Genomic DNA, 22,662 nt, shown 5'->3' with positions numbered 1-22,662 from the left:
ACAAATGATATTTGTTTTCATTCGCATCTGTTGTGATTTATAAACTAAAACGGAATTAGCAAATGAACATGAGATTGACCTTGTCCCCTCTCGCTTTGGCTATTGGAGGTGCATTAACCGCAGGAGCTACCGTGTCAAATGTAATGGCAGCAGAAGAAGTAACGGTGGATGAAACTCTGCAAGTTATTGGTCATCAATACGAAGGTTATGCGGAGCATATGCCACAATCAGGCACCAAAACTGATGTGGAATGGTTGGATGTACCACAGGCAGTATCAGTGGTTACAAAGACGGAAATGCAAGACCGCGGTGCAGTGCGTTTAGTGGACGCACTTGACGGTGTTGCCGGGGTCAATAACACCTTGGGTGAAGGTAGCCGAGACCAATTTGTAATTCGTGGTTTTGATGCGCTTAACGACATGTATAGTGACGGCATGCGTGATGACGGGACGCTGCAATCGTATCGCAGTTTGGCCAATATTGAGCGTGTTGAAGTGGTAAAAGGCCCTGCGGGTGCACTTTATGGCCGAGGTTCAGCGGGCGGTATCATCAATCTGGTAACCAAGCGTGCTAACGGTGATAACTTCACTCACGTAAATGGCAGTGTTGGCAGCAACAACCAGTTTGTTGGTCAGGTTGACAGCTCGATGGCGTTTACAGACAAAGTCAGTGGTCGTATTAACGTGGAACATCGACAAGCGGATTCCTATGTCGACCACATCGATTCTAATGATTTCTTCATCGCACCAACGATTCGAGTATTGCCTGCAGAGGGGCATACCATCGATTTGGACGTCGAGTATGCACATCAAGAATTGGTGCCATACCGCGGTGTTCCATCGAAAAAGGGTAAACCTGTCGATGTCTCTGAAAGCACTTTCTACGGTGGCACGAACGATTATCAAGAGTCAGATAGCATTCGTGTTGGTGTCAACTATGAGTGGCGTTTGAACAACGAATGGGCATGGACAAACCGCGCGGCGTACAACCATATCGAACTCGAGCAAAAGGGCACGCGTCAAGGGACAGTGACGGGGAATGAAGTTTCTCAAACCGTAAACAATTTCGGTTACGACCCTCGTACTACTACAACGCTGCAATCTGAGCTAGTTTGGGAAACCGACTCTAACCAAATGATGATCGGTGCTGATTACAACCAGATCAACATCGATCTAACGTTGGCAGGCGATAAAACCTTACCGCCGAAAGACATCTATGATCCTGTCGCTGGTCCAACGCCTGATCCGGGTTTTAAACCTTTCCGTGATAACACAACCACAACGGCAGGCATTTACCTTCAAGATGTTTACACCTTCGGTGATCTTTCGGTGATAGGTAATGTGCGTTACGACTCCATGGAGCTTGAACAGCAAAAAGCAGGGGCAGCAAAAGAGAACCTAGATGATAACAAAGTGAGCTACCGAGGTGGTTTGGTCTACCGTCTCAACAATGATATGTCAGTGTACGCAAGCTTAGCTCGCTCATGGCAGCTTCCTTACTCCGGTATTTACATCAACCCTAAATTAGCAGAATTCTTCCATACCGATCTAAAAGAAGTGGGTGCAAAAGCTTACCTATTAGACAACGCGTTGATGCTTAATGCGGCGATCTTCCAAATTGATCAAGAGCAGCCAGAAACTAATACCGACGGAGACGTTATCAACAAGATTGAAGCTCGTCACCAAGGTATTGAGCTGGAAGCTCGCGGTCAGTTTACCGAGCAGTGGGATATTTCGGTGGGCTACAGCTACCTAGATGCGGAAGACAAAGAGACAGGTAAAAAGCCGAACGATGTGTCTGATCACCTGTTCTCACTTTGGAGTACTTATCAGTTAGATGACAACTGGCGTTTGGGTGGCGGTGTGAAATACGTAGGTGACCGTTATGCGGGCAACGACGAAGCTGTCGCATTAGGCGATTACACCACTGTCGATTTGATGGCGGCGTACACCACTGGTCGTCACAAAATTCAAGCGAACGCTTACAACGTGCTTAATGAGGAATACATTCTGGGTGCAACCAACGGCAAGTCTGGCACGAATCAGATTGGCTACGGTGCGCCAGCAGAATTCATGCTCAGCTACGGATACCAGTTCTAAGATCTTTTGATTTGTTCGTTATGCATTGGCGAACAGTTCGCCTCATTTTGAGGCCGTTTAGCCCATAGGGTCAAAGCACCAACATAATCGACAAACACAGCCTTTGACCCTAACCTGCCTACATAGGAGATTTTCATGCTTTACCAGAATTTGGATGGTAAACCCCAAACGCAAATACAAAAACAAGCGCAACTGCGCCTTAGTGTACTTGCGATGGCCATCGCTTCAGTGACTTCCATGAGCGCGTTCGCTGCATCTGATCCGCAAACGACTACCATGGAAACGATTGTCGTGACGGGCAGTTTGATCGGTAACTCAGAGCTAGAGGATGTGAAAGAGTATCCGGGAGCTCGTACCGTCCTTACCAATGACCAAATTAAAAAGACTGCAGCACTCTCGATTGATTCCGCATTTCAAAGCGTTCCAGGGATCAAAGTTCAAGACGAAACGGGCACCGGTGTTTTACCTAACATCTCGGTGCGCGGCTTGAAAGCGAGCCGCAGTGGTCATGCTCAATTTCTGATGGATGGGGTACCACTCACGCTTGCACCTTACGGTCACACAGGACAATCTATTTTCCCTGCAACCCTGTCGATGCTCGACCGAATAGACATCGTACGTGGTGGTGCGGCCGTACAGTACGGACCGAACAACGTGGGTGGTGTGATTAACTTGGTGACAAAGCCGATTCCAAACACTTGGCAAACTGAAATCAGCAACCGTCTGACCGTATTTGAAGATGGTGATACACCGCTTAACGATTTGTACTTACGCACAGGTGGTTGGTTAACCGATACGCTTGCACTGCAACTTGAAGGTAACTTCTTAAACGGCGAAAGCTTCCGTGAGCATTCTGATACGGAGGTTAAAAACTTCCAAGTTAAGCTGCAATGGCTGCTTAGCGATACGCAAGAACTGCAAACGTTCATTCAACGTTATGATGCTGACACACAAATGCCGGGAGCTTTATCTCCAGAAGACTACAAGAACGATCGAACTCAATCAAAACGACCATATGACGAGTACCAAGGCACATCAACACGTTGGAGCGTGAAGTACCTGCATGACTTGAACCTTGCGGACAGCGCAGAATTTGAAGTGCTGACATTTGGTCACCGTTCTGAGCGCTTCTTCCAGTGGGGCTTTAATCGCGCTGGCGGTCACTGGGCGGATCCGGCATTACCATCCACCGATATTCGTACTTCACCACGTGAATTTGCTGTTTACGGTGTTGAGCCTAAGTTATCGATGTACTTCGGTGACGGTAAGGCAGTCACTCAAAACTGGATTGTGGGTGCGCGCTACGTCAATGAAGATATCGATTACAAGCTGACTCAAACTCCAATTGCTGGTGGCGCGACAAATGTGCCTCGTGATTGGCATCTTGATACCGACGCTTTCGCTGGTTATATCAGTAACGAAGTCGGCCTGTTTAATGACGTGTTAAAGGTAACACCGGGCATTCGCTACGAGTCAATTGATATGGCGTTTGATGATCTGGGTAAAGTGCGGAGCACCGACAACAAGGTGACAGAGTGGTTGCCGGGCTTAACAGTGGCATACCATCTAACAGAACAATGGGTTGGTTACACCAACGCGCAGAAATCTTTGCGTGCACCACAAATTGCTTACATCCGTGGTCTAGGTGAAGAGGGCAGTGAGCTGGCATGGAACTACGAGTTGGGTGCCCGCTACAACCAAGATTCAACTAGCTTTAACGTCGCGCTTTATCGCATTGATTTTAAAGATCAGTTGCAGTGGCAAAGTGCAACACAAACCTTCGATAACATTGGCAAAACGCTTCACCAAGGTATTGAACTCTCAGGTCGTTATGTTCCTCAAGCACTGCAAGCTCTGAGCTTAGGTGCTGGTTATAACTACTTAGATGCAACGATAGAGGAAGAGGGCGAAAATAAAGGTAATCAACTCCCTTACACTTCTAAACACCAATTTAGTTGGGATGCGACTTACGCCTTTACGGGGGTAGATACTACGTTATCTGGTTACTATTTCAGTGAGTCTTACTCTGACAATGCCAACACAAGTGCTGAAGATGCAACGGGTGCGACAGGTAAAGTACCTGCCTATATGGTATGGAACTTCAATTTAGGCTCCGACTTGTACAAGGATGAAAACGGCAAGCTACGTATGAATGTCGCCGTGAACAACCTGTTTGATGAGGACTATTACTTCCGCGGTATTGATACCAGCCCTGTCGGTCGTTATCCAGCACCTGGACGCTCTTACACCTTGGATCTGAGTTACCAGTTCTAATACGTAATTTATTGAAAATAAGAACAAATAAAAGTCGCCAATGCCCTTGGCGACTTTGACGGTTCTAGCGTTAAAGGATAATTAAATATGGAAAACAATTCTCGAGTATTGTCATTGAACGGATTGGTGGTGGCCTTGGCTTTGTTGGTGCTGGGCTTGTTCTCATTCTCAAGTTCAGCAAAAACGCGGATGATACAAGACGAGCAGGGCCAGTTTGAGATCGTTACTACGCCGCAACGCATTGTGGTGTTGGAGTTCTCATTTGTGGATGCGTTAGCTGCAGTAGGGATCTCTCCGACGGGTGTTGCCGATGATAATGATGCCTCGCGAGTGATTCCGGCGGTGCGTGAGTTAGTTCAACCATGGGAATCGGTTGGTATGCGTTCTCAACCGAGCCTAGAGGCTATTGCAGTATTAAAGCCGGATTTGATCATTGCTGATGCCGAGCGCCATCGTACTGTCTATCAAGATTTGCAGCGAATCGCTCCCACTTTGCTGCTAAAAAGCCGTGGTGAGACTTATCAAGAGAATTTGGAATCAGCGCTCAAGATTGGTATCGCTCTCGATAAGCAATCGGCAATGGAGCAACGAATTCAACAACATCAACACGCCATGGCTGAATTCAAAAGTCATTTCTCTCTCAACCAAACCGTCCAATTTGCTGTCGTGTCGGCTAAAGGTATGTGGTTACACAGTCCTGCTTCCTACGCAGGAGGAGTGCTCACTACATTGGGCATTGCTAGCCCTATTGTGAAATCAACAGAGAAAGCGTATTTGCCAACCAGTTTTGAACTGTTATTGAAAACCAATCCGGATTGGTTACTCCTTGGCGCTTATTCCCATCCCAATATTGTTGATGGTTGGCAGAAAAACCCGTTGTTTAATGTACTAACGTCGGCGAAAAATCAGCAAATCGTTGAAGTTTCGCCAGCACTTTGGTCATTGAATCGAGGTATGTTGGCCGCCGAACAAATGGCACGAAACCTTGATCAAATTTTGGATCCGTCATGAGCGCTCTGTTGCTCTCTGATAGCAAACTGGATACTAAGAAACAATGCCTGCTGAGATTTCCGTGGCGAGTGGCGTTATTTACGGTATCAGTATCGATTTTAGCGATGTCTGGTTACATGGCATCTATGCTGGGGTGGTCTAATTTTTCTTTAACATGTAATGACTTGGTGCGGTATTGGTTTACGTTTGATGAGAGCAATATGACTCATCAAATATTGGCGACATTAAGAGCACCAAGAGCTTACGCAGGCTTATTAATTGGTGCGAGTTTGGCTGTCTCAGGGTTATTGATGCAAGGCTTAACGCGCAACCCACTCGCATCGCCTTCGATTCTTGGCATTAACGCTGGCGCGGCCTGTTTTATGGCCTTAGCCGCGATAGGCATGCCTGTGGTGAGTGAGCTAAATCCAATCCTCAATGCCGTCTGTGGTGCGTTGCTAAGCGGCGTCGCTGTGATGCTTCTTGGTGGCTTTTTCTCTTCTCGTTCTCATCCGTTGCGTTTGGTTCTGGCTGGTATTGCTATCACTGCGTTACTGGTTGGATTGACTCGAGCGGCGCTTATCCTTGCTGACGACATGGCTTATAGCGTGTTGCATTGGCTTACTGGCTCGTTGTCTAGTGTCGATGATGAACAATGGCAACAGCTTTGGCCGCCAGTCGTGATTGGTTTGGTATTGGCAATGAGCCTTGCTCGTAATCTCAATTTATTGGCGCTTGGCGAAGAAGTTGCAGTCGGGCTGGGAAGTAACATCAGGCTTACTCGCGTCATTAGCGGAATGACTATTGTGTTGCTTGCCGGCGCAAGCGTCGCTATCGCTGGGCCTATCGGCTTTGTTGGTTTGCTAGTGCCTCATTTAGTTAGGCCCATGGTTGGGCATAATTACCATTTACTCATTCCGATTTCCGCATTGGCTGGCGCGGCATTAGTGTCTTGGTCAGATGCATTGTCACGTGCGATTGCTTTCCCTACTGAAACGCCAGTGGGTGTGATTACTGCCTTACTTGGGACGCCTTGTTTTATTTTGATTGCGACAAGGAGATCATAATGCACCATCACACGAAGGTTCTTTTGTTATTCGGGTTACTTGTGATAGTGGCATCCACAGGCTTGTTTGTGGGCGCAGCTTCACTTTCTGTTTCTCAAGTTATTGAACATTTGTTCGCGTTTTCTAGTGACGACTTTGTTATCAATCAGTATCGGCTACCACGTATGTTGCTCGCCATTAGTGTGGGTGCTGGGTTAGGGCTCTCGGGGGTATTGGTGCAAGGCGTGATACGTAATCCGTTAGCCTCTCCCGATCTTATGGGCATTAGTGCAGGAGCCGGGCTTGCCGCGACAGCGAGTTTAGTTTGGTTTCCTGACGCGCCAGTCAGCGTACTTCCTTTGGTGGCGATGGTCGGTGGAATTTTCGCCGCTGGATTGATTGCGTTACTGGCATGGTGGTCAAAGCCAACACCCGCCAAACTGGCGTTGATTGGTATTGCGGTGAGCGCGTTTCTTGCGAGTTGCATCGACTTCTTACTTGTCACCAATCCCATTGAGATCAACACGGCCATGGTATGGCTAACGGGCAGTTTTTGGGGGCGAAATTGGCAGCAAGTCCCCTTTATTTGGAGTGCATTACTCTTGCTATTGCCAATGGCATTATGGCTGGCTTGGCGTTTAGATGTGATGGGGCTTGGCGAGGAAAGTGCAACCACATTAGGCACTAAGCCAAAACAGATTCAGATTCTCGCGTTGTTGGCCGCAGTATTGCTTGCCAGTATCAGCGTTTCTGTTGCCGGCACTATTAGTTTTGTGGGTCTATTAGCGCCTCACTTAGCCCGTTTGTTGTTTGGGCATAATCATAAGTTGTTAATCCCTGTCTCTGCGCTGGCGGGCGCGATTCTGGTTACGTGTGCTGATGGGCTTGCCAGAGGGCTACAACCACCCATCGAGCTGCCTGCAGGGGTTCTCACCTCTGTGATTGGCGCGCCTTATTTTATCTTTCTTCTCTATCGTTATCGAGGTTGGTAACCATGCTTAAAACGCAGAATCTTTCCGTCGCGTACGGCAAACAAACGATCATACCGAACCTTTCGGTTTCCATTCCCAAGGGGAAAATTACCGCCTTAATAGGACCCAATGGATGTGGTAAATCCACCTTGTTAAAGACGCTAGTGAGAATCAATAAACCAGCGACAGGAGAGGTGTTGCTTGAAGACAAACCACTATCGACTTATGGCGATAAAACCCTCGCGCGTTTGCTGTCGCTTCTGCCGCAAATTTTGGTCAGTCCGGAAGGTATCACGGTAAGAAAGCTGGTCGAATATGGTCGCTCGCCTTACGTGTCTCATTGGGGAAGATTAGGACAAGAAGATCAAATGATTGTCGAACAAGCAATGCGCGATACAGGCGTGCTTGAGTTTGCTGATAAGCCGGTAGAGTCTTTATCTGGCGGTCAACGCCAAAGAGCGTGGATTGCGATGGTTATAGCGCAAGATACGGAAGTCGTGATGTTGGATGAGCCTACCACATACCTTGATATGTCTCATCAGGTAGAGTTGATGAACCTGATGCAGCAGATGAATGCCAAAGGAAAAACGGTGGTTGTCGTGTTGCATGACCTTAACCAAGCCAGTCGTTACTGCGACCATTTAGTGGTTTTGGAAAAAGGGCGTTTAGTTGCCGAAGGCTCGCCTGATGAGGTAATGACAGAAACCATGCTTAGTCATGTATTCGATCTCAAAGCGAGTGTGTTCCGTGACCCCATATCAAATACGCCGATGTGCGTGGCGATTTAGCTTTTCTCACCGATTTCTCATTAGTGGGCAACACGGAATGATTGTTTAGGCCTTCATACGTTGGCCGCCTAATCTAACTTGCTCTCCAATAGCCAATGTAAGCGTTTTGTTTTGTGGGAGTGCTACAACTGCAAGATATTTTGGGATGGCTTCTTGGAAAGAGGTGGAAAAATCTGAAACCTTACCCGAAGAGCAAACCTTTGGGTAGTTTCTGGATATTGGATGATTGTAGTCCAGTTATCTTTACCTTAATTGACCAAAGTTCATCTATTAATGTACTTAATGATAGAAGTGGAGTACTCGTTATCCATGATATCAAAAATGACGTAAGTGATTGTCCATTTTCCCCTCCCCTGAACAATGCAGCGGTGTCTAAAGCTGCTGTTTCAGACCATAATAGATAGTACGTTTATCTTCGGACAAGACAAATTGGACTTGTTGCATGAATAAGTTAATACAGTTCTGGGGTAATCTACGATCGAGCTTCTGGTATATGCCTGCACAGATGGTCGGTGGCAGCATTGCCTTGGCGGTAGTGTTGATCGAGGCCGACTCGGCTGGTAGTGACCGCTGGCTGAACCAGTGGCCACGCCTGTTTGGGGTCGGGGCGGAAGGCGCGCGCCTGATGTTATCCACGCTGGCCGGTTCAATGATGACGGTGATGGGCATCACTTTCTCCATGACCTTGCTGGCACTGACGCTGGCGTCTAGCCAGTACACATCCCGCATTCTGCGGAACTTCATGCGTAGCCGCATCACACAATTCACGCTGGGGGTTTTCGCCGGCACTTTCGTTTATTGCCTGATCGTGTTGCGCACCATTCGCGGTGGTGCTGGTGTTGAGGGGTTCGTGCCGAGCCTGGCGGTATTCTTTGCTTTTGTCCTGTCGCTCGGTGGCGTGGGTGTCCTTATCTATTTTCTTCATCATATTGCCTTGTCGATCCAGGCATCTAGCATCATCGCCTCGGTCGCCAAGGACACCAACGCATCCATTGATCGGCTGCTACCAAAAGAACTGGATCAGGGGGCCGATGAAGATGAAGGCCAGAACCGGGGGCTCGAGTTACTGGATGAGAGGTCCTGGTATCCCGTGCCAGCGGCCGTGAGCGGGTACATTCAAAGCGTGAATAACGCAGCGTTGATGAGCCTGGCACGAGACAACAGAACCATCTTGCGAATGGAGCACGGTATCGGCGCGTTCGTTGTGCAAAATACGGCACTGGTCTCGCTCGCTCTGACCTATCCGCCAGATCAGCAGACCATTGATGTGGTTAATGCTGCTTACAGTATTGGCCGCCATCGCACGGTAGAACAGGACCCGGCTTTCGGTATTCGACAGATCGTGGATATGGCCATCAAGGCACTTTCACCTGGGGTTAATGACACCTCAACGGCGGTGATGTGCGTGGACTATCTGACATCGATTCTGGCTCGGCTGGCCGGTCGACAATTCCCGCCAGTGCACTGTTACCAGGGAGAAACACTGCGTGTGATTGCGATTGTTCCGAGCTTTGAGGGACTATTGGCCGAAGCTTTCGATCAGATTCGGAGTAGTGCCGAAGAGAATGTTGCTATTCTCGCGCGCCTGCTCGGCGCCCTTGATACCATCGGTAGTCTGACGATCAGGCCCAGCTATTTACGTGCACTCGACGAACAGCTGCAATGTATTGCCGAACTGGCCGATCGCACCATCGAAGCCAGCTATGATCGCGAGCGGCTCGAAAGGCGCATGTCGGAAGTGCGCGAAATGCTGGAAGCGCAGTCTGTGCTATGTGCAGAGGAACAGAATGAATAGCATTATGGATACGAGACATGCAAATTGAAAGGGGGATTTAAAGACGATCACCAAACAGCTGCTATTTTATAACAGGGCGTTGGCTGTAATACTAATAACATTCCACTTCTTTCAACTAGCAGGAGTTCAACATGACTATGAGAGCGAGAACCACAATGAAAATAATCGCTATTTCCCTGGTGGTTTTAGGAATTGGCCTTGCAATATGGGGATATCAATTATCGGGTTCTGTCGGTTCGCAAATCACACGGGGTGTCACAGGTTCGGACACTGATAAGGTAATGACTTTCTACATTGCTGGTGCTGTCAGTTTTGTTGTTGGTATATACCTTTTCCTTAAAAAATAAACAGGAGGCAACATGGATATCATTAGCTTGATAATATTTTTAGCAGTTGGCGCGCTGGTTGGTTGGCTTGCTGGCATCATAGTGAAGGGTAGAGGATTTGGCGCTGTAGGAAATATTATTGTGGGGGTTGTTGGCGCTGTATTTGGTGGTTTTGTTTTCAGTTTGCTCGGTATAACAGCCAGCGGGTTTTTAGGAACAATAGTTATGGCAACTATCGGCGCTGTTATTTTGCTATTTATCATTGTTTTGGTTAAGAAGGTCTAGCTCAATCGCAGCTAACAAGTAAATAACCTGACAAATATTTAGTCGTTATGTTACTACATGAAACAAGGAGGTTTCATGCTAAATGAACTACTAGAACGTGTTCAACACTATGATATTGATACTAAAGTGAAAGGAATTACGAATCATTTGCCAATGGCTCTAATCGCACTGGATCGGCTAGGAGCTAGCCCTGAACGTTTAGAGGAATATTTTGAATTTTACTCTGAAAAACTGAAGCCACTTGAGTCTCTTTCATACGATGAAGATTTCAATTGGCTTGAGCATTTAGGAGAAAAAGAGAAATTTAATGTGTATTTGGATTTTTACTCAAAGCAAATCTCTTTGTACGGTATTACATCAACGCTAAGGACTTATATTGATAAGCTCATTCAAGGGTGTGCAGCATCGGCATTTCATGCCTTAATACGTTTAAGCTACGGTATTATTCAAGAAAACCCTAAAGAAATTACTTTTGGTTTGGCTCATATGTCATCACATTTCATACTGTTACCACTTCCTTTAAAAGGGGATACCAAATCACAGGAGTTAGTAAATAACGCACTGAATGTTTTCTCTAACTATACAGCCGTTGGTAATTCTGTAACTCAGAGAATGACTGACATATCTAATCATCCTGATTTTAGTCGTATAAATAGCTATCCATCAGATTTATCATTAGGCTCTTTTAGTACTCTATTTTCTCAGCTATATCTACAGAGTAATGATTTCACAATGCTTCATGCTGTGACGAGTAGTCACGCAATGAGGGTGGTATTGCCGTACATTAGTGATGAAAGTACAGCATTAAAATCATATTGGTCTGCTGCTTTGGTCGCTGTGCTTTCTATTAAAAACTTAAATTTCAATGAGATTGTAGAGGGTAATAGTATAACTACTGATAAGTTGAACTTCAAAAATGCGATCAATAGCAATGATGATCATATGATTAAATTGGTATTTAGCTGTGTTGAGGAGTATCGATATTATAATAAGGTTAATCATTTAAAAATATTGAATGGAAAATTAAAAAACGTCACATAACAAATGCATCAGCACGATTTTATACATTCGGCATTGTCAGTTTGAATCAGCTTTAGTGTTTACGGAGTTTATATGAATAGAATAAATCCAGCTAAATTGCGTAATAGCAAATGGACAGCGGTGAAACCCATGAACAGAGAAAAGCACTTTTTGGTATCGGACGTTGAGTTCGATGAAGATGGCTCAATTGTTTCATGCAAATTGGAAGCTGTTATTTCGAAGAATCAGTATCCAATTGATTGGGCCGATCTTAAAAATGAGGATGAATGGATTCAAGGTTGGAAATAACCGGCTCAGAAGAAAGACACCTAACCACTCAAGCTGCCCCTTAACACAGTGTTCAGTGTTGAAGGGGCGGAACAATGTTAACCCCAATACAAAACGGTCCAGTTTGGGGTATTAGTATGCTGCTGTAGCCGTGGGCAAGGGTTAACCAAATAAGCAAAATCAGCGTACTCACACAACGGTAAATCATTGATGGAGTCTGTGTAGAAATGGATGGCTGAGTAGGTTTCAGGCTGTGCTTCTAGCCACTGCTCTAGCCTCGTCACCTTGCCTTTCCGATAGCTGGGTACGCCGAAAATCTCTGCGCTGTAAGTACCTTGCTTTTCAACCAAGTCAATGCCCAGTGCGGCTGGAATACCTAAGCGCCGACCTACCGCTTCGACCAAAAAAGTGACACTGGCCGAGATGATAACGATATCAATACCATCACGTGTAAGCTGCTCAATCAGTGTTTTTGATTGCTGGAACTGTTTTGGCAGAATGTGGCTTTCGACACACTCTTCAACCAGTGCGTTCACGTGCTTTATTGGCAGGCTAGCGATTGGTGCGATGGAGAACGCGAGGTAGTCCTCCATATCCATTTTGCCTTCCGCGTAGAGCCCCATCAGACGCTTGTCTTCTTCAATGAAATTCGGCTGTGTGGCAATGCCTTTCTCGACCAAAAACGCGTTCCAAATCATCGCACAATCAGCATTGAACAAGGTCTCGTCCATATCAAAGACATACAAAGGTTTGGACATGTTAAGCTCTCACAGGTTGTATTTCGTTGAGGTTAAATAACAATTCTAGCTGGCTGCCATTGTCCAGCAAGCGCTCGGATGAACGGTTTAATAAATCGACTGTCAGCTCGCATTCGTCGACGCTTACTTGGTAGCGAATCACATTACCAAGAAGCTGATGGTTTTTGATAGTCCCGGTTTGTGGCGCTGAGATGTGGCTGCCATATTGGCGGCCTTGCTCTTTAACGTAAATCGACTCAGGACGAAGTGCGACCTTCCATTCAGTCTCGATATTGAAAAGTTGCTTGGCTTTGTTGGCTTCAACGAGGTTGTAGTGACCCATAAAACCCGCAACAAACTCATTGGCTGGGTGGGTGTAAATGGATTCTGGCGTATCTGCTTGAACGATTTGACCTTTGTTCATCAGGAAGATACGGTCAGACATGATCATCGCTTCTTCCTGGTCGTGAGTCACGAAGATGGTCGTCAGGTTCATCTCTTTCTGGATATCACGAATCTGTTGGCGAAGGTGCTTACGGATTTTAGCGTCCAAAGCCGAGAGTGGTTCATCGAGCAACAGAATACGTGGCTTAACAACCAGCGCACGTGCCAGAGCAACACGCTGACGTTGGCCGCCAGACAGTTGATGCGGGTAGTGCTTTTCTTTGCCTTTAAGGTCAACGAGTTCAATCACTTTGGCCACTTCACGTTGGATTTCATTCGCGCCAAGTTTTTTCATCTTCAGGCCAAACGCAATGTTGCCTTCTACCGTCATATTTGGGAACAGGGCATAAGACTGAAAAACCATTCCAATGCCACGCTCTTGTGGCACCTGATCAGTAATATCTTCACCGTTGACCCAAATCTCGCCGCCATCAACAGGGTTGAGGCCAGCTAAGCTGCGAAGAAGGGTCGATTTGCCACAACCACTTGGGCCTAAAAGGGTGATGAATTCGCCTTGCTCGATGGTAAATTGAATGTCTTCAAATACCGTATTGTCACCAAAGCGTTTGGTTAGGTTGTTCGCAGTGACGTAACTCATTATTTGACTCCTCGGCTGAAACGACTTGCCAGCCAAGTCAGAAAGAAAATAAACAGGAAGTAGGTCATCACCAGTGCTGACGTGAAATGCCCGCTGGTCTGACGCATGTTGTATAAGTAAATTTGCAGGGTTTCGTAGCGGGTGCCGACTAAGATATTGGCAAACACAAACTCACCCAGCAGGAACGAGAAGGAAAGAAATAGCGATGCCATCAACCCTTTCTTCAGGTTTGGCAAAATGACCAATAAGAAGGCTTTGGTTGTGCTTGCCCCGAGCAGGTGAGCGGCATCCATCAAGTCATGTAGGTTGATAGCTTCAAAGCTGTTTGAAATCGCGCGGTACATGAATGGCAACGCGATGGTGAAGTAAGTGCCAATCAGAATCCAGGGGGTACCGATTAAGGCAATTTCACTGTCAGCGTATAGCTGCAATAGACCCACAGATGAGACCACCGGCGGGACGGCAAACGGCAGCAAGATTATGATATTCATCAGCTCGTCGAGTTTTGGAAAATAGTAAAACACCACAAAAATTGCAGGCAGAATCAGTATAACGCTGAGCGCCAGCGCTGCAATACAGATAAACAGCGATCGACCGAAAGCTTGCAAGAAACGTGGGTCGGTCAGCAGTTTGATGTACCAATCAAGGGTAAACCCGTCCGGCAGAATTGTTGCCCCCCAACGCGATGAAATCGAATAGATGAAGGTGGCCAAAATTGGGATCAGCATAATGCTAACAATGGAGTACACCACGGTTTTGTGGAAGCGAACATTAACGTTTTGCATTAGCTTTCTTTCCTGCGTAGCTCTTAGTAATCAGCCATTGGTTGATCAGGGTAATACACGCCAGTATGGCCATCAGAATGACCGAGATAGCCGCCGCCAGGTTGGGTTCTAGGAACAAATCGCCTGAGACCAAACTCGCAATGCGAATGGTGATGACGTTGTAGTTGCCCGCGGTAAGGGCGTACACACTGGCATAAGCGCCAATGGCATTGGCAATCAAGATGATGAAGGTGCCGAACAGCGCGGGCGAAAGCACGGGCAGCACCACTTTTGCCCAGTACTGGCAGGAGCTGGCGCCAAGCAGCGCTGAGGCAGCTTGCCAATCGTCACTGAGGGCATCAAAGGCGGGATAAAGCAACAACACCGCCAACGGGATTTGGAAGTAGATATAAATTGCCAGCAAGCCCCATTTACCGTAAAGGTCGAAATCACCCAGTAAGCCGTATTGCTTGAGAAGCAGGGTTATTGCGCCATTGGTGCCAAGGATGATGATGAAAGCGAACGCCAAAGGTACCCCAGCAAAGTTGCTGCTCATATTGGTGAAGGCAATCACGCCATCGCGGATTTTGGAATCGACACGACGCAGTGAAGAAACCAACAAGGTCGCAATCGCAAGGCCTGCGATGCTTGACCAGACCGAGAGCCATAGGCTGTTGCCAAAGGCTTGCATCATGAAGGCGGAATCGAGCACGTCAATATAGTTGGTGAATGCGAACTCTTCTTCGTAGATGAAGCTGTTGATCAGCATCCAAATCATAGGGGCGAGCTGAAATAAATAGAAGAACAGCGCGAAAGGGGCTAGCCACAAGGCAGGCTTCATGCGTTTTAGCCAATGGCTAGCTTTTGGCTTTGCAGAGCTCGCCTGGCGATAACTTGGCGATATGACAGAACTGCTCATAGTGCTAACAATTCCTGAGTGTAAGGTTTGTTGTGGTCGAGGTGAAGAAGGTGGCAAACCGTGCCACAAATGTCGGTCTGCTTAACGTGGCATTCTTGATGGGTGAACTTGTTACCCATCACAAACAGCGGCACTTCACGCTCTTCTGGCAGAATGCCGCCATGAGATAAATCGTTGTTCATGCCGTGGTCGCTCGTCACAATCACTTGGTAACCGTCGGCCAGCCACTGTTCCACGTAATGAGAAAGAATGATGTCTGCATCACGGGCACTGTTGCGGTACTGGCGAGAGTCCAAGCCGTATTTGTGCCCTATGTCATCAATATTCATTGGATGGATCAGTAAGAAATCCGGTTGATGAGTACGGCGTAAATGCTCGGCATCCAAGAATACCGCTTCATCTGGGTAGTGATCCCAGTGATAGAAACAACCATGTTGAATATTCAGGATTTCATCATTGGTGAAGCGATCTCTTACGGCATCAAAGGGGGCGCGGTTGTAAAGCTCGCTCACCCAGTGGTAAGCGGCTGCAGCGGTCACTTTGCCTTGGGATTTCGCTAAGCTGAAAATCGATTCGTGATTCGACAGGCGCACGATGTGGTTGTTGACAATGCCACTATCGACTGGGCGAACACCGGTTAGGATGCACTCGTAAAGTGGGCGTGACAGAGAAGGCAGTTCAGACTGCACAGGGTAAAGCGTTGCGCGTTGCTGTTCTAGCAGACCGTTAAGGTAGCCCATGCAATCACGGGCTACCTGATAGTTCAGTCCATCTAGAACAACAAGGATGACCTTATTGCTCATGATATGTTCTCGTTTACTTCTTGGGAGAGAGACTTAATTACGGCTGCTTACTGTTGGTGAATAAGGACACTTTCTTGCCATTGACGCGGCAACTTACGAGCCGATTTTTCCCAAGCAGAGAAGTCGGTTACCGGGTGGACGTTGCGGTATTGATCGTTTGCAATCAGTTTGTCTTGCACAGATTGTGGCAGAGTGATGCTGGTACGGATTGGACGCGCGTAACCCTCTGCTAGGTTGATCTGGCCTTGGTCGCTGAAGATGTACTCACGTGCTAGCTTCGCTGCATTTGGGTTCTTCGCGTATTTGTTGATGATGGTGGTGTAACCCGAAATCACAGAACCATCTTGGGGGATGCTTACCGTAAAGCGTTCACGATCGATTTTGTCGCGGTAGTTCAGGGCGTTGAAGTCCCACATGATCGCTACTTCTACTTCGCCTTTTTCAAGGTTGGCGATGTTTGGGTCCGTGAATGAGAGACGGCCTTGTTTCGCCAGCTCAGCAAAGAATTTGATTGCTGGTTTAAGGTTCGATTCGTCACCACCGTTAGCAAACGCTGCCGCTAGAACCGCATTGTTTGCTTGTGCTGCTACGCCTACATCACCAACGGTAACCTTGTAATCGCCTTTTAGTAGGTCATCCCAGGTCTTAGGTGCGTTTTTCACAAGATTACTGTTTGAGATGAAGGAGATAGTACCGGTGTAAGCCAATGCCCAGTGCCCATCTTTGTCTTTCGCCCAATCAGGAATGTCGTTCCAAGTCGTTGGTTTGTATGACTGTGTTACGCCTTTTTTAACTGCGATACGGGCAAAAGCAAAGCCCACATCACCGATGTCTGCGGTTGCGTTTTTCTTCTCTGCTTCGAATTTGGCAATTTCTTGCGCCGAACTCATGTCGGTGTCTTGGTGCTTTAAACCATAATTCGATTTAAGATCCACCCAAGTCTCTTTCCAGTTAGCCCAGCTGTCTGGCATTCCCACACTGTATACCGCGCCTTCTTTTTGTGCCGCTTTAATCAGTGACTCTAGATCTGCTTCTTTCGCCATGGCTGGCGCTGTTAATGTCGCGGCAATAAGCGTTGTCGATACTAAAGCGGAACAACTTAGCAAAGTTTTCATTGTCTCTATCCTTCAGGACTAGGGAAGTAAATTCGATTTTTATCCTAAGAGCAGAATGTGACGGTTTAGCACAAGTTATTTGACAGTTTTAATGCATTTCAATGGCAGTTATATTTCAAGCGCTTAGAATTTAAGCCATTGTTTCTGTCATATTTTTGTTATCTGAGGCCATAGCAGCCGCTTACAGTGGAAAAATTCACTTGCAGATCGTGTCAGCCATTTAATCCAGATATTGCTAATGTCCAGATGCCCGAGTATTTCCAATTCTATGACTAACGTTAAACATGTGCATTTTCCATTGCTCTGTTCTATCAATTTATGGAAACAAACTAATAACCACCCGTGGAATAATGGTGCGCATACAAACTAACAGCTAGGAATGTTAAACAAACCGGGATGTTGACACCAAAAAAAATCCCTACCAGTGTACCGATAGGGATTATCTTCTAACTACAAGATTGTTAAGGTGTTCTTACACTATCAGCATTACCGCTAAGAAATCGGCTTTATCAGCAACTAATTGGCTGCACAAGTAACACCAGAGTTAATGGTTACCGATGTAGATACTCCGGCATTTTCCAAGCTGGTAATTTGGGCGCATGGAACATTAGGTGCACTTTCCAGATATACCGTAGATAACCGGTTTCCGAGCAGTTTTTTTACGTCAATGAATGGACTGAGGTCATTTCCTTTATAGCCGGCAAAATAAACAGTCTGTATGTTTTTCATCGTAGAAAAGACAGACAAATCAGTCACCGTCGAAGCATGTAATACCACCTGGCTGAGCAGGTTTAGGTTTGCCAGCGGTGTTAGGTCAGTTATATTAAGAGATCTTAAATCAAGAGAGCTTAGGCGTTGCAGCCCAGTGACAAAAGAGATCTCAGAGACGGGATTACTTCCAACCCCAAGGTAAGACAAGTTGCTTAATCCTGCGACAGGTGAAAAGTCCGTGATTAGATTATTAGATAGATTGAGGCGAGAGATTCTACTTAACCCAGTAAGCGGTGTTAAATCAGTAATCTGGTTATTCGTCAGATTAACGAAAGTCAACTCAGGTAATAACGCTAGCTTACTAATGTCTGTCAACGCTAAATTATATAAACTTATTGATGTAAGATTAGGTAAGTCCTCTAAGAAACTAATGTCCCTAACAGGGGTGTCACTTATAGCAAGATTAGTTAAGTAAGGAAGACTTTTGAAGATAGTCGTGTCACTGAATCCCGTACCAGTGATATCGATGCCTTTAAGTTTAGGGAATAGGGGGAGTGAACTAAAATCCGTTAGGTTAATATTGTTTGTGATATTAACCTGTTCCAAGTTTGGCAGAGCTTGTAACGGACTAATATCTGTTAGCGCTGCAGTTCGTATATAGAGGTATTTTAACTTGCTTAGTGACAATAGAGGTGATAGTGCTGTCAGCGTATTGCTACCGTAGATGGTGAAAGAATCCAAATTCACGAACTGCTCGATACCGGTAAGCTGTGCGATGTTAGGATGACTGTAATCGCACGCCAACCTTGTTAAAGAACCGGTATCACTTGCTCCATTCAAGCCGTCCGATACACATTTGAGAAATTGACTATCTGTAATAGCATTTAAATCAATAGAGGGATAAGCATTAACTGTCACTGATACTGTCTCTGTATCAGTTAACCCGCCTTCATCGGTCACCGTAACCTTAAAGACCATCTCTTCTGAACGGGTTAGACTTGGTAACGTTATTTCCACCGTTTCCCTGCTGGAAGACGATCCAGTAAAATTAACTGTTGTTCCTTGAGTCTGTTGCCATTGATACGCTATATTGCCTTTGTCATCGTTAACAATTGCACTGATGTTTAGCGCCTCACGTTCATAGCTGACCCTATCAGTTAGAGGATTAACCTGTGGCGCGGTATTGCGGTAGAACACCGTATCCAATTCAGTATTGTGAATTGATAAATGGGCTACGTTTTGCGGAGAAGTAATAAAATTATTAACTCCCGAGTTCAAGGCATTTAATGAGCTCACATCATCAAGCTGTCCGTTGTCATTAAGATCTAAAGCCAAATTATCCAGCCATTGTGTCAATGTTTTCGCTTCTGCATCTATACTCATCATGGCGCCAGCAATCGCCAATGCATAGTCAGTAGCGACTCCCACAATACCTTGATTGTCTCCATCCATCAGATTTGTTGGGGTAGTGGTTACCAAACTGCCGTTGATACTAAAGCTTTGTGCTATTTCTGTATTAGCTTGTCCAATATTATCTATCGTCAATTCAGGGGCTAACGCGAGTGCCCTGCGAACCGCCAATTCGGTCAACGGAGTAATATTGATTGTAGTATCGCTCAGTTGCAAATTTGATGCGGCTTGCAATGGCTGCAAAAGGGTGTCTGTCTGGCCTGTTGCTTCGTTTACATATTGCCCACCGGTGACTTGGACAACAACGGGTCCCTGATATAAACCGTAGTTTTTAATTAGATAATCACCATTATCTGACGTAGTTGTCTGACCGATTTCAGTTTTATCAAGTTGGTAAGCCGTCACAGTCGCGCCAGTTAATGGCCCTTTAAAGGCAACCCCTGAGATAACTGGAGCAGGAGCAACTTTTACTCGATAAGTTTGATGACTGCTTAAACCACCTAGATCTGTGACCGTTAAGCTAAACGTTAACTCAGTGGTTTGTGTGGTATCGGCAGGGGTAATCGTAAGTGCTGCCGTATCAGCATCAGCCATAGCCGCCGCCGAACCAGACAACTGTCGCCATTGATAGGTCAAACCATCTTTATCATCAGTGATAGCGGGAGCAATCTGGCCTTGCTGCCTCTCTGTAAGGCTTAGCTCAACCAATGAGGCTACAACCGGGGGGGTATTGCGGTAGAAATCTTCATCTTTCGAGGTGGTTTCTTTATCTACAACCACCTTATTATTATCTGAGTCAATAAAGTCATTAATCCCCTGATTAAGGCGATTTAATTGTTCAATATCATCCAACTCTCCGTTGTCAGCTAAATCATCGCTAAACTTATCAACAACTTCCCCTATCTGAATGCTATCGGTTTGCGCCAATTTGGTCATACCAGCGATGACCAGCGCGTAATCCACTCTCTCTCCTATTTGTTCTTGGTTAATAGGATCAAGTAGATCAACAGGGGCTTCGCTAACAATATCGAGTTCCAATGCCATTGATTCAGCCACTTTACGATTGGCTGCTGCGACTGATTCAGCTGTCAAGCCTGCGGAAGATGCCTCAGCTTTACGTACAGCCAACTCGGTTAGTAAGGTCACATTAATCACCGGATCGGTAGTCGAAACCTCTTTAGCTGCTTGAATAGATCCTATTAATTGGGTCAATTCACCAGAGGCTTCATCAATATATTCCCCCCCGCTGGCTTCAATACGTATTACCCCTTGATACTGGCTACTCAGTGGCAATAAGTAATAGCCCTTAGCATCAGTGTCCGTAGTACCTAGCTGGTTACCTGCAGCATCAAAAGCCACAATATTAGCCTGCGCTAAGGGGCCTTTAAACACCTGACCAGATATCTTTGTGAAAGTAATAGGTACAGACGGATGAGCGCTGCCATCATTTTCAGAGTGTCCATGCCAGCGACAGCCTGTCAAACTGATAGCAGAAGCGAGCAACAGAGCTCGCTTTATATTTAAAGATGTAAACATTGATTTGTCTCAAGTTCTAGTGCTTCATGATTAAGTATCATTGAGCATATAAAGAAAATTAAATGACGAAATGACATGGGTGATTTAAAACCCATCGGTGTGTTGACTTATTATTACAAGTAATAAATCACACAGAGAAATTTAGCCCTAGCAGGGTATTCCTCTATCACATAAAGAGAGATATTTTCCTATTACATAGGATGATTGTTATCAGCGTTAGCCGGTTATTTTACCTATGCGTGTACAAGGCTAATCTACTCCTTTCATATGAAAATCCAGATAAAGCGTCTATTAAATACAATAAATTTAAACTCATTTACGAAGTTTATGATTAAAAATGTATTATAAACAGATGCATTACTCTAAAAAAGCAGTATTTTTTTCTATCTTCATGCTTAATTCCCACCGCTGCGCAATATATTCCAATGGAAAAATCTGTAATCAATTGATTTAAAATATAATATTGTTTTTTTAGTGCGCTATAACAGTGAGAGATCGTCATATCATTTTAATAAATTCGATTTAATGTTTGTATTAAAGGTTTGTTTCATAGAGCTGGCTGGAAAAATGATTTTTTGAAGCTTAAGCGAAGCGACGTTCAGTTAAAAATCACCGTAACATTGAATATCTGGATTAAGATGGCGGAACGATCCCATACCGTCAGTGAACTGAGGAATTATTCAAGATCGATCTGTTCTGATTCGTTTTGTTTTTCTTTTTGCTAATGTCAGAGACCATATAATTCACTGCTTATCTATAAATATCATCCAAATTCTACATTCCACCACCGTGAATAAATCAAGCAGAACTTGGCATAATTACGGCAGGTTTTAGCTAGTGTTTTGGTGTCAATATTTCTAATATCAAACCATCACTGCATGAGTATCCCGGGACTCCTCTTGGCACTGACACAACTTAATATGTTAATTGAGAGGATCAGAGCATGGCAAAGACAGTCGCACGTCCCTGGAATGATACCAAATCACCAAAACAGGTTATTCTTGGTCTGGCCGATCGCTGCTGTGTACCGCCACCAGACCCCTCAATGGCATCACAAGTGATTATTCCTTCTTCTTCAACTCTTGCAGGGACTCGCCAGAGTAACCATGTGGTTGGCAAAGAAGCGGACGATTATTCTACGGATATCAGAGTAAGATCCGCACGGCTGGCCGATCTTGATGCTATTGAAAGCATGGTGCAGTACTGGGCTGAATTAGGTGAAAATTTACCCCGTGAGCAACAGGAAATTGTGCGTGAGATTGGATTTTTTGTGGTTGTAGAAGCACAGGGGATTGTGACAGGATGTGCCTCTTTATACGCTTATGATTCTCGCTTAGCTGAAATTCGCTCATTGGGCGTGTATCCGGGAGCTCAACGGAGAGGCCAAGGCAAGGCGCTTGTGGATCACTTGGTGGAAAAAGCCAGACAAATGGCAATCCAGAAAGTGTTTGTGCTGACCCGAACTCCCGAGTTCTTTAAGAAGCAAGGGTTTATTTTAACGTCACGTGCTCTGTTGCCTGAAAAAATCATGAAAGATTGCGAGCGTTGTACGAAGCAGCATGTATGTGATGAAGTGGCACTAGAAGTGTGTTTTGAGCAATAACCGTTTGGCGCATTCACTCCCTTAATGATTGACCACGAATTCAACCTGAAACCGGCCATTACCGAGGCTGGTGTCAGCCCTGGACGTCGGTTTAGACGCCTGCGGGGTGCTTGATAGTAACAGCATGGATACTCAGTGTT

Annotated in this window: 18 protein-coding genes and 1 pseudogene; 12 read left to right on the top strand and 7 right to left on the bottom strand. The window is 45.8% G+C overall.

All coding sequences use genetic code 11. The features are described 5' to 3' along the window. Positions 1 to 62 precede the first annotated feature (62 nt). The 11 genes from R3289_RS13035 (at position 63) to R3289_RS12985 (ending at position 11,903) form a co-directional block, all read left to right on the top strand. On the top strand, positions 63 to 2,099 hold the full coding sequence (locus tag R3289_RS13035) for a TonB-dependent siderophore receptor (protein ID WP_318926061.1): 2,037 nt from the start codon (positions 63 to 65) through the stop codon (positions 2,097 to 2,099). Positions 2,100 to 2,234: 135 nt separating this feature from the next. Continuing rightward, positions 2,235 to 4,373 (top strand): TonB-dependent siderophore receptor, encoded by a 2,139-nt coding sequence (locus R3289_RS13030; RefSeq protein ID WP_318926059.1) that lies wholly within the window; start codon positions 2,235 to 2,237, stop codon positions 4,371 to 4,373. 87 nt (positions 4,374 to 4,460) lie between these two features. Next, on the top strand, positions 4,461 to 5,384 hold the full coding sequence (locus R3289_RS13025) for a Fe(3+) dicitrate ABC transporter substrate-binding protein (protein WP_318926058.1): 924 nt from the start codon (positions 4,461 to 4,463) through the stop codon (positions 5,382 to 5,384). Continuing rightward, positions 5,381 to 6,430 (top strand): FecCD family ABC transporter permease, encoded by a 1,050-nt coding sequence (locus R3289_RS13020; protein ID WP_413466698.1) that lies wholly within the window; start codon positions 5,381 to 5,383, stop codon positions 6,428 to 6,430. Before R3289_RS13025 ends, R3289_RS13020 begins: the two co-directional genes overlap by 4 nt. Continuing rightward, positions 6,430 to 7,401, top strand: coding sequence for a FecCD family ABC transporter permease (locus tag R3289_RS13015; protein ID WP_318926056.1), 972 nt, complete (start codon positions 6,430 to 6,432; stop codon positions 7,399 to 7,401). The genes R3289_RS13020 and R3289_RS13015 overlap by 1 nt, the downstream gene beginning before the upstream one ends. A 2-nt stretch (positions 7,402 to 7,403) precedes the next feature. Continuing rightward, positions 7,404 to 8,168, top strand: coding sequence for a Fe(3+) dicitrate ABC transporter ATP-binding protein FecE (fecE, locus tag R3289_RS13010; protein ID WP_318926054.1), 765 nt, complete (start codon positions 7,404 to 7,406; stop codon positions 8,166 to 8,168). A 442-nt stretch (positions 8,169 to 8,610) separates the two neighbouring features. Further along, positions 8,611 to 9,963, top strand: a complete 1,353-nt coding sequence (locus R3289_RS13005) for a DUF2254 domain-containing protein (RefSeq protein ID WP_318926053.1) — start codon at positions 8,611 to 8,613, stop codon at positions 9,961 to 9,963. Positions 9,964 to 10,094: 131 nt separating this feature from the next. Then, a complete protein-coding gene (locus R3289_RS13000) occupies positions 10,095 to 10,310 on the top strand; it encodes a DUF3185 family protein (protein ID WP_318926051.1) in 216 nt (71 codons plus the stop codon). A gap of 12 nt (positions 10,311 to 10,322) precedes the next feature. Further along, positions 10,323 to 10,574, top strand: coding sequence for a GlsB/YeaQ/YmgE family stress response membrane protein (locus R3289_RS12995; protein ID WP_318926050.1), 252 nt, complete (start codon positions 10,323 to 10,325; stop codon positions 10,572 to 10,574). A gap of 75 nt (positions 10,575 to 10,649) precedes the next feature. Next, positions 10,650 to 11,615, top strand: coding sequence for a questin oxidase family protein (locus R3289_RS12990; protein ID WP_318926049.1), 966 nt, complete (start codon positions 10,650 to 10,652; stop codon positions 11,613 to 11,615). Between the two features lie 72 nt (positions 11,616 to 11,687). After that, entirely contained in the window at positions 11,688 to 11,903 is a 216-nt protein-coding gene (locus R3289_RS12985; RefSeq protein WP_318926048.1) for a TIGR02450 family Trp-rich protein, read from the top strand. 77 nt (positions 11,904 to 11,980) lie between these two features. On the opposite strand, the gene R3289_RS12980 is transcribed toward R3289_RS12985, so the two are convergent. From R3289_RS12980 to R3289_RS12950, 7 genes are all read right to left on the bottom strand, one after another. Continuing rightward, complete coding sequence (locus tag R3289_RS12980) at positions 11,981 to 12,640, bottom strand: HAD family hydrolase (protein ID WP_318926047.1); 660 nt, start codon at positions 12,638 to 12,640, stop codon at positions 11,981 to 11,983. Position 12,641: 1 nt separating this feature from the next. Further along, positions 12,642 to 13,661 carry an ABC transporter ATP-binding protein gene (locus tag R3289_RS12975; protein ID WP_318926046.1) on the bottom strand — a complete coding sequence of 340 codons (1,020 nt, stop codon included), beginning with the start codon at positions 13,659 to 13,661 and terminating at the stop codon, positions 12,642 to 12,644. Continuing rightward, entirely contained in the window at positions 13,661 to 14,446 is a 786-nt protein-coding gene (locus tag R3289_RS12970) for an ABC transporter permease (RefSeq protein ID WP_318926045.1), read from the bottom strand. The genes R3289_RS12975 and R3289_RS12970 overlap by 1 nt, the downstream gene beginning before the upstream one ends. Next, positions 14,433 to 15,344, bottom strand: coding sequence for an ABC transporter permease (locus R3289_RS12965; protein ID WP_318926044.1), 912 nt, complete (start codon positions 15,342 to 15,344; stop codon positions 14,433 to 14,435). Before R3289_RS12965 ends, R3289_RS12970 begins: the two co-directional genes overlap by 14 nt. Continuing rightward, positions 15,341 to 16,147, bottom strand: a complete 807-nt coding sequence (locus R3289_RS12960) for an alkaline phosphatase family protein (RefSeq protein WP_318926043.1) — start codon at positions 16,145 to 16,147, stop codon at positions 15,341 to 15,343. The genes R3289_RS12965 and R3289_RS12960 overlap by 4 nt, the downstream gene beginning before the upstream one ends. Before the next feature lie 47 nt (positions 16,148 to 16,194). Continuing rightward, positions 16,195 to 17,262, bottom strand: a complete 1,068-nt coding sequence (locus tag R3289_RS12955; RefSeq protein ID WP_318926041.1) for an ABC transporter substrate-binding protein — start codon at positions 17,260 to 17,262, stop codon at positions 16,195 to 16,197. A 516-nt stretch (positions 17,263 to 17,778) separates the two neighbouring features. Continuing rightward, complete coding sequence (locus tag R3289_RS12950; RefSeq protein WP_318926039.1) at positions 17,779 to 20,919, bottom strand: leucine-rich repeat domain-containing protein; 3,141 nt, start codon at positions 20,917 to 20,919, stop codon at positions 17,779 to 17,781. A 1,144-nt stretch (positions 20,920 to 22,063) separates the two neighbouring features. Between R3289_RS12950 and R3289_RS12945 the strand changes: the two are divergent. Then, positions 22,064 to 22,522: pseudogene (locus R3289_RS12945) on the top strand (GNAT family N-acetyltransferase); the annotation flags it as partial. Positions 22,523 to 22,662 lie beyond the last annotated feature (140 nt).

Origin of the sequence: Photobacterium sp., assembly GCF_033720175.1 — a bacterium.
GTDB lineage: Bacteria > Pseudomonadota > Gammaproteobacteria > Enterobacterales > Vibrionaceae > Photobacterium.
This window is presented reverse-complemented; position numbering and strand designations above follow the sequence as displayed.